This window comes from Candidatus Binatia bacterium, from assembly GCA_029248525.1.
In the GTDB taxonomy this organism is placed as follows: Bacteria; Desulfobacterota; Binatia; order UBA12015; family UBA12015; genus UBA12015.
In genome coordinates this window covers 19,617-27,542 of sequence record JAQWJE010000042.1, presented here as the reverse complement: position 1 = coordinate 27,542, position 7,926 = coordinate 19,617, and the positions used below count along the sequence as shown (strand labels likewise).

Here is a 7,926-nt window from a genome sequence, read left to right as displayed (position 1 = left end):
GCACCGAGCGACAAAGGCGATGATCGAAGATCATCCAGAATCGCAGTCGATGGGGGACCGTCAGTACATATTGACGCATCGGCAATCCCCCCAGGACCCGGTCGACGAGATCGGCCGACCGTTCGTTCATGCGCCGTCCAGTGCAGCTCGGACACACAGCGCGGCCTTTGCACGAAAACGCAACCAGATGCTCGGCCGCACAACCGTCACAGCGAAAGCGGGCAAAGCCCCGGGCCAGAAATCCGCAGGTCAGAAACTCGCGCAGCTCACGCTCCAGAAAGGCGGGCAGCGGTGCACCGCCGCCTCGAGCCGCGAACTCATGCAAGAAGGTCTCCAGATGCTTGCGCACCACGCGATGCAGTACACCTACATCCGGTTTGCGAGAGCGGTAGGAGAATTCCGTCGCTGTCGCCATACCCACGCTGGGAGCGAAATCCATGCCGACCGACGACCCAGAGAATCCTAGCGAGATGGGACCGCCAAGAATGCTCAGGCTGCTGCTCAAAACAATCCGTTGCGGCGAGTTAACGAAGCGATTCTGCATGGCCGCGGTAGGCACGCCTCCCCAAAATCGAGATCCGCACCCCGATAGAGACGTTGGCAAAGTGATTTGCCACAATTCTACCACCCTGGCCTCTAGGAGCTCTTCTGGCCGAAGGCCTAAAACGAGAAAAGCCCCCGACAAGTCGGAGGCTTTTCCAAGTGGGCCGCGGCGGGATCGAACCGCCGACCCACTGATTAAGAGTCAGTTGCTCTACCAACTGAGCTAGCGGCCCACCCATTCCTTACGGAACGACGCCAGCGGATTCAACGGCCCGATCAAATCGTCTTCACGCCGGAGCGCCCTACTTGCTCGAGTCGATGACTTCGGCCGCTGTCCTTGCCGGCTCGTCCGGGGATACCGACTCGCCGAAAAGCATCTCGGGCGAGACAAGCTCCGGCCCCTCCCCCGGCCCCACGGGCGGCGAGAAGAACCCGAGAACGTAGCCACCTTTCGAATACCCCATCAGGGCGCGGAGCTCCGGGGCCAGATCGCGCGCGACCGAGGGCGGACAGGAGAGGTACTGGTTTTCCTCCTGCCGCAGCCAACTGGGGCAATAATGCAGGAGCACACCCAACCGACTCGTATCGCCTCGGTTGGCGCCCCCCCCATGCAAAACCGAGCCGTTGTAGAGAAGCACCGAACCGGGACGCATCACCGCCGCAAAGATCTCGCCCGGCTCGGGCTCGCGCGATGCCTCCCAAAGGTGGGAACCAGGCACAACCCGTGTTGCCCCATTATCCGCAGTGAACTCGTCGACCGCCCAGATCGTGCTGAACTGCGTTTCGATGGAGCGATTGAGATATTTACCCCAAACGCCACGGTCCCGATGCAGAGGTTGCGCCCCCTGCCCCGGTCCTATCTGGACCGCCTGCGTGAAATGAAGCTGATAGCCGTCGCAATAAGGCTTCAGGTAGAGGTCACAAGCGGCCAGAACGCGCGCGTCGAGAGCCAACCCGCGGCAGACGGCCGAGCGTGCCATCAAAGCACCGACCCTTCGTGTGGAAAATCCGCCAAATTCATCTCCGCCCGGGCGCGCGGCCTCCAGATAGGGCGTCAACTCCCGGCGCAATTCGCCCAGCGCCTCAGACGACCCTGCATCATCCAGAATCACGGCACCCGAAGTCTCGAGGACCTCGCTAATCGCTTCACTCGAGTCATTCACGGAAAGATGCAGCAAGCTCATGATAGCGGTCGCTCGCCTACTACTCGCTCGGGAAGTACGGCTCGCAAGGCACGTCTGTCAGAGCGTTGACCAGATTAGCCGCGCCGCCAAGGATCACGCCCGCGCTCGAGAGGTCGAAAGTGTCGGGACCAGCCGCGACTATTCCCCGCAATACACCAAGAAACTCCGATGTTTCTGCGGCCTGCAGAGGGCCGAGCAACGGGAAATCCGGCTCGGCTCTGTCCATCACGCGCAGGAGTTCCTGGGCGTCCCGGTAAGTCGCCAATGCTCCGTTGGAAAAAATCGGCGGTGCATCCGTCGCCAGCAGGTCCCGTAAAATCGCGTCTACAGCAGCACGCTGCTGAGCCAATTTGGGAAAGTCCACGATATCGATATCGTCCTTGACGCCGTGGTAACAGCCTGAATTGGCGTCCGTGAAAAAGAGAATCGGCACGCCACCTTGAGCAAAGGGTGCGTGATCGCTTCGCCCCTGCCCAAAGATCAGACTGAAACGAAGAGTGTCGAGCGTGGAAGCCTCGATCGCTCGTGCTGCAGCCGCTTCCAGCGGAGCGCCACCGGTTTCCGCGCCCACCAGAATCGTCGTTCTCGCCAGTTTCGGAGTCAGGTTGGCTCCCATAATATCGAGATTCACATAAGCCTTGACCTTATCGAGCGGCACGATCGGATTGGCCACGAAGTGTCGAGAGCCCCGCAGTCCATCTTCCTCCGCATCCCACAGCGCGAGGATGATCGTTCGACGAGGTCCCCCTGCCGGATCGCGAGCAATCTCACGCACGATATCGATCGCGATGGCCACCGCCGTCGCATTGTCCGTTGCGGCGTTGAAAATCAGATCCTCGTCGGTCGCATCCTGACAATTTTCTTTTTCGCAGTCGTTACCAACACCGTCATAGTGCGCTCCGATAATAATATACTCATCGGCAAGATCTGTACCGGGAATGATCGCCAGCAGGTTGGTCCCGCTATCGAACTCCTGCTCATAACGGGCCTCGCCGGTCGCCTCGGGTGCAATGGGATCGGCAAACCGATCGAGTTCCCGAACGAGAAACGTACGCGCCAAAGCTGCCCCTGTCGATTGGTTGTCACGCCCGAGCATTTCGTCGGTGGACAGGTCTTCCACGATCTCTCGAACGCTGATCTCCTGTGTGCTCGAACTGCACGCGGCTACCAAAAGGCATACCGCCACCAACCAACCAGTCTGCTTGTTTACGATCTGCATTCCGTACCTCCCGAGTCACCAAGTCAGTCGACACAATCACTCCCCTCGCAGTAGAGCAATCAATTCGTTCGCCCCATGGGAAGTTGCCGTCCCTACCTCACCTAATTCACGTCGATCGAGACGCCTCCGGGGCCTCCGGGGGACGCCAGCCGGGCAGCTCCGGCAACCGCCAGAGCACAACGCCCCAGACCCCAAGGCACGCAAACCCTCCTGCCACGACCGAGAAGGTCGCTGTAGTCAATGAGGCGAGAAAGCCCGACTCGGCATCACCAAGCTCGTTGGAGGCGCCGATAAAGATGAAGTTCACGGCATTGACCCGCCCGCGTAATGCATCGGGGGTTGAGAGCTGGAGAATCACCGTACGAGCCGTGACGCTGACCTGATCCGCCATGCCCGCGACCACAAAAGCAGCAATCGAAAGAGGCAACGACCGCGAAAGGCCGAACACGATTGTAGCAACGCCGAATAGAAACACTGCGACAAGAAGTGCGGCTCCCGGCCGTGCAAAGGGTCGCGCGGTCATCAGAAACAAGGCCGTCGAAAAAGCGCCGACCGCCATAGCCGCGCGCAAGAGGCCGTAGCCTTCCGGACCCACTTGCAGGATCTCCTCGGCATAGACGGGCAGGAGAGCCGTCGCACCGGCGAAGATCACGGCAAACATATCGAGCGTAATCGAGCCGAGAATCGGCTGGTGGTGGCGAACAAAGCGGACACCCTCCCGCATGGCGGCCCAGGAAACCTCGCTGCGTTCGCCGACAACCGGAGGCGAACGCAAGAATGAAAGGGCGCCGATCGCGACCAAATAGCAGCCTGTGGCCAAAGCGTAAGGCCCCACGAAACCGAGCCGCGCCACCAGAAAGCCCATCGCTACCGGTCCGGTAATGAGCGCCATCTGCAGCACGCAAGACTCCAGGACGGCCGCGTTCTGGAAAATCCCATGGGGCACCAGATTAGGCAGGAGCGCGCTTCCTGCCGGGCGCGAAACACCGACGACAATCGCCAGAAAAAAGGCTACCAGCAACAGGGCCATCACGGAATCCGAGTGATACCAGGCCACCCAAGTCAGTGTTGCACAGCCCAAGGCGCCAGCTAAGGCTGCGGCGATAAGCAGACGACGGCGGTCCATACGGTCGGCCACCACACCCGCAAGCAGCGAAACCGGAATCACCGGCAGAAATTCGACCAGACCGAGAAAGCCGAGCACCGCATAAGAGTCGGTGACGACAAACAAATGATAGGAGAGCATCGCGGCGATCAGCGCACGCCCGAATACTGTCGCGAATCGAGCCAGCAAAAAAAGCCGCACCGGCCCGATCGCCAGAACCTGCCTTGTTGGATGTAATGCTTTTGGGTGCTGGCTCACCCGCAGAGTTTACGGAGAACGAGGCCGACCGCAATACGCCCAATTGCGCGATCTGAGAATGATCCCCCAGTCCAGCCTGGAACGAAAGCCGGGTCACGACCCGGCGCGAATATTGCGGTTGGGCGTGTCCGTCGGCGAGGTCGTCGATCACATAGACCAGCAACGCAGCCGTTTCATGTCGTAGCCGGGACCAGATCCCAGAGGCCACGGGCATCGCCGCCGACAGAGCCACCCACATCCTTCTCGTCACTCCATACAATCGACCAACCGTGCGGATGGACATCGGCTAGTTTGCGGACGACACGCCGGCCCGCGGCGAAGCGAATCGCCATCAAATCGCATGAACCCGCGCCGTCCGGTTCCATCGACAGCATCCAGAAAGACCTTTTGCGGGCGGCGCGATCCAGGGCACCGAGAAACCGCTCCAATGCGTCTTTCGGAAACTGATAGAGAACGAGCGTGGCGAAGACGACCGGTATCGCATCCGAGGGACAGGCTTCGATCTCGCCTTCGATCACGTCTATGACGTCTGCGGCAACCACACGCGGGCGGTGCTCGCGCGCGATCTCCAGCGCTCGATCCAACCACCCGTACCGCTCGACATGCTCGGGGAAAATCAGCGCATGCAGCCAGCAAATCGCATCCTTGTCATCAATATCGATCGGGTTGGTGTCGATACCCATGCGACTGGACACCGGCACGCTGGCGCCCACATCGGGAAGAGGACCATCGGCGTCGGCATGAATGTGCACTGTGGAGTCTTGCGGCCCGGCGATTTGATTGCGGCCCGAGCGCATCTGATACTCGATCCGGTAGTGGTCCCAAAGCAGATTGAGACCGGCACTGGTGCCCACCTCGATCAGCGCCAGACTGCGGGCTTCCTCCTGCGCCAGAACCGCGAACGCCGGGCGTAGTGCCGCCGACCGGCGCACAGCGTTGGTCTGGGTGCGGCGCTCGGCGACCAGCACTTCCAGTTCCGCGCGATGCGCAAGACAAAAGTCGCGAAACTCGGGAAACGCGGGCTCCATCGGACGCTCGCTCCCGCTCAGGACCGGATAGTGTCGGCGCAACGAATGATCCGCTCCCTGCAGCAGAAGATATTGGACGCCGGCAAATAAATTATTCGGTGCCGGCTGGGCCGGACCGGTATGGGCAGCAATCTTCAAAAGGTCTGCATCGGTCGCCACGCCATAGCTCAACTCGGTGTAGAGCGGCGAGTGCATCGGAGGCGCCTCTACCCGACCCCAATAATGAAAATGCGTCGACAGGGTCGCTGGTGATCGATCAAAGATCGTCTGATCTCCCGGACGCATCGCACCACGGCGTTCTTCGCTCATGAAATATCAATTATCTCATCAGCATACATCCGTAAAACTTCCCGCAGGGACAAGATGATGCCGCATGAGCGTGCCATCTCGGCCAGCCGGAAATCATGACTGGAATCTTGCGGGAAACACCCATGCGGCAAATCGGTTCCCTTGCCGCTCTGATCGTGGCAATACAATCGGTTTCCATGAACGAGCCCTATGACGTGATGGCCCCGACCCACGATCGCGCCCGTCGTGACGCAGCGCTCGCAAAATTGCGCCGCGAGGATCCCGTGCATTGGGACGAGAAAAATGAGTGGTGGTTGATCACTCGCCATGCAGACCTTCGCGAAGTGTCGCGCGAGCCGGCGCGTTTTTCCTCGGAACCCAAGGGCGCATGGCATGCCTTCGAAGCGCACTTCTCGATGCAGGCCATGGATGGCGAGCCGCATCAGCGTCACCGAAGCCTCGTAAATAGTGCGTTCACACCGCGCATGGTTTCGGGTCTCGGCGAACGGGCACGCACCTTTGCCGACGATGCCATCGACGCGCTGGGCAACCGCGACCATGGAGAATTCGTTCGTGAACTGGCCGTGCCCGTACCCATGCGGATCATTGCCGAGATGCTGGGCGTGCGCGATGATCGCCTCGACGACTTCAGGCGCTGGACGGATGCAACGGTTGCCGTCGCGGGCGGCCCGATGACCCCGGAACAAACCGAGCAGACCTATGCTTGTTTGGGCGAGTTTCACGCATGGCTTGCCGAAGAGGTCGAACGCCGCCGAATCGAACCGGCCGACGACCTCATCAGTCGGCTGCTGGTCGCTGATGCGGCAGGCGAGATTCATTTCCGCGGGGAAGACAACCATGAGCGGCTCGCCTCGAGCGAGGTCACGGATTTCGCGATGTTCCTCCTGATCGCCGGCAACGAAACGACCCGGAATGCGATTTCGCAGGGGATGCTCACGCTCTTCGAGAACCCTGGCGAACGCGAGCGACTCCTCGAGAACCCTGATCTATGGCAGACCGCCGCCGGCGAAGTGCTTCGGTGGACCACCCCGGTGCGCGCCATGCGGCGGGTCGCGATGGAAGAGAGCGAATTAGGGGGCAAGACCATTCGGGAAGGAGACTCCGTCGTTCTGGTCTATGCTTCCGGCAACCGCGATGAAGAGGTCTTCACAGACCCTGACCAATTCCGCGTCGACAGGACCCCCAACGACTTCCTCTCGCTGGGATTCGGACCACATTATTGCCTCGGTGCGAATCTCGCGCAGTTGGAGATCCGCATTGTCCTTGAAAGGATCCTGCAACGCTTGCCGAAAATTCGCCTGGCGCAGGGGGCTTCGGCTCGTCAGACAAAAAGCGCTCTGATCGACGGCCTCGAAGAATTACCCGTCGAGTGGTGAGGCTGTCCGATTGAAACTGAGGGCACTTGCCCTGCTCGCCGTCGCCAGACTTCACCCCCGGCGGAGAGACCCCGGCACGACCCGCTCTCCGCAAAAAGGGCTTGATCTCCGACCTTCTTGAGAGTACGACTCTCAAGGAAATGAAGGCAAAACCCGGCACAAGAATCGGTTTTCTCGCGCTCGCGATTTCGGTCGGGATGTTCTTGATCTGGTTTATCATCAACGCCCGGGTCGGAGTGCCTGAGGACCGGACGCCTTTTGTCGCCGTCTGGGTCGTCGCTGTCATTCTGGGAATATCCGCCTTTGTGCGTGGGACTCGCTGGTACGGTGGAGTTGCCGCCGTTCTGGGGATTTTAATCGGCGTTTTTCTCCCCCTCACCATCGCCGTCAGCAAACAGGGCTTGGCGGCGGACGCGATTGCGGTAGGCGATCCCCTGCCGCAATTCGAAGCCATCGACGAGTTCGGCGAGAGTTTCAACTCGGAAAGCCTGCAGGGACAACTCGTCCTGATCAAGTTTTTCCGCGCCCATTGGTGACCTTATTGTGTCGCCGAGTTACGGCGACTCGAAACCCTTCGGCCAGAGTTTGATCGGCGCGGGATCCAGGTCCTGACCGTCAGTACCGACTCCGTCGAAGAATTGCAGAACGGACGAGACGCGCATGGTATTCAGGCAATCATGCTCTCCGACGGCGACCTGGAGGTCACCGATGCCTTCGGCCTGCGCAACACGCTATTCCATACAGCGCCTCCCGGGGACGAACACGAAGCCCTGCCCGTACCCGCCACTCTGCTGATAGACAGCGACGGCACAGTGGTGTGGATGGATATAGCCGAGAACTATCAGCGTCGCTCCGGCCCCGAAGTCGTCCTCGCCGCCATCGAAGAGCATCTCGGCTGACCCCG

7 protein-coding genes, 1 tRNA gene and 1 pseudogene are annotated in these 7,926 nt (G+C 60.5%); 3 read left to right on the top strand and 6 right to left on the bottom strand.

All coding sequences use genetic code 11. The features are described from left to right. The 6 genes from P8K07_10285 to P8K07_10260 all read right to left on the bottom strand — a co-directional run. Nucleotides 1-439 (bottom strand): transposase zinc-binding domain-containing protein (locus P8K07_10285; GenBank protein MDG1958903.1); only part of this gene is annotated, 439 nt, incomplete at its 3' end. Between the two features lie 264 nt (nt 440-703). Then, nucleotides 704-776, bottom strand: a tRNA-Lys gene (locus tag P8K07_10280). Between the two features lie 69 nt (nt 777-845). Continuing rightward, nucleotides 846-1,727: a phytanoyl-CoA dioxygenase family protein gene (locus P8K07_10275; protein ID MDG1958902.1), complete on the bottom strand. Its 882-nt coding sequence runs from the start codon at nt 1,725-1,727 to the stop codon at nt 846-848. Nucleotides 1,728-1,746: 19 nt separating this feature from the next. Beyond that, nucleotides 1,747-2,946, bottom strand: coding sequence for a M20/M25/M40 family metallo-hydrolase (locus tag P8K07_10270; protein MDG1958901.1), 1,200 nt, complete (start codon nt 2,944-2,946; stop codon nt 1,747-1,749). Nucleotides 2,947-3,052: 106 nt separating this feature from the next. Continuing rightward, on the bottom strand, nt 3,053-4,309 hold the full coding sequence (locus tag P8K07_10265; GenBank protein ID MDG1958900.1) for an MFS transporter: 1,257 nt from the start codon (nt 4,307-4,309) through the stop codon (nt 3,053-3,055). A 173-nt stretch (nt 4,310-4,482) separates the two neighbouring features. Beyond that, nucleotides 4,483-5,646, bottom strand: coding sequence for a DUF2332 domain-containing protein (locus P8K07_10260; GenBank protein MDG1958899.1), 1,164 nt, complete (start codon nt 5,644-5,646; stop codon nt 4,483-4,485). A 95-nt stretch (nt 5,647-5,741) separates the two neighbouring features. On the opposite strand from P8K07_10260, the gene P8K07_10255 reads away from it, so the two are divergent. From P8K07_10255 to P8K07_10245, 3 genes and pseudogenes are all read left to right on the top strand, one after another. After that, nucleotides 5,742-7,022: a cytochrome P450 gene (locus P8K07_10255; protein MDG1958898.1), complete on the top strand. Its 1,281-nt coding sequence runs from the start codon at nt 5,742-5,744 to the stop codon at nt 7,020-7,022. 101 nt (nt 7,023-7,123) lie between these two features. Beyond that, nucleotides 7,124-7,558, top strand: a complete 435-nt coding sequence (locus tag P8K07_10250; protein ID MDG1958897.1) for a hypothetical protein — start codon at nt 7,124-7,126, stop codon at nt 7,556-7,558. Nucleotides 7,559-7,573: 15 nt separating this feature from the next. Then, nucleotides 7,574-7,921: pseudogene (locus tag P8K07_10245) on the top strand (redoxin domain-containing protein). The last annotated feature ends 5 nt before the right edge of the window (nt 7,922-7,926 follow it).

Bases quoted from the DNA above. Each gene is read 5' to 3' on its own strand.
- P8K07_10260 (MDG1958899.1), bottom strand. From the start codon at position 5,646: ATGAGCGAAGAACGCCGTGGTGCGATGCGTCCGGGAGATCAGACGATC.
- P8K07_10275 (MDG1958902.1), bottom strand. From the start codon at position 1,727: ATGAGCTTGCTGCATCTTTCCGTGAATGACTCGAGTGAAGCGATTAGC.
- P8K07_10270 (MDG1958901.1), bottom strand. From the start codon at position 2,946: ATGCAGATCGTAAACAAGCAGACTGGTTGGTTGGTGGCGGTATGCCTT.
- P8K07_10255 (MDG1958898.1), top strand. From the start codon at position 5,742: ATGACTGGAATCTTGCGGGAAACACCCATGCGGCAAATCGGTTCCCTT.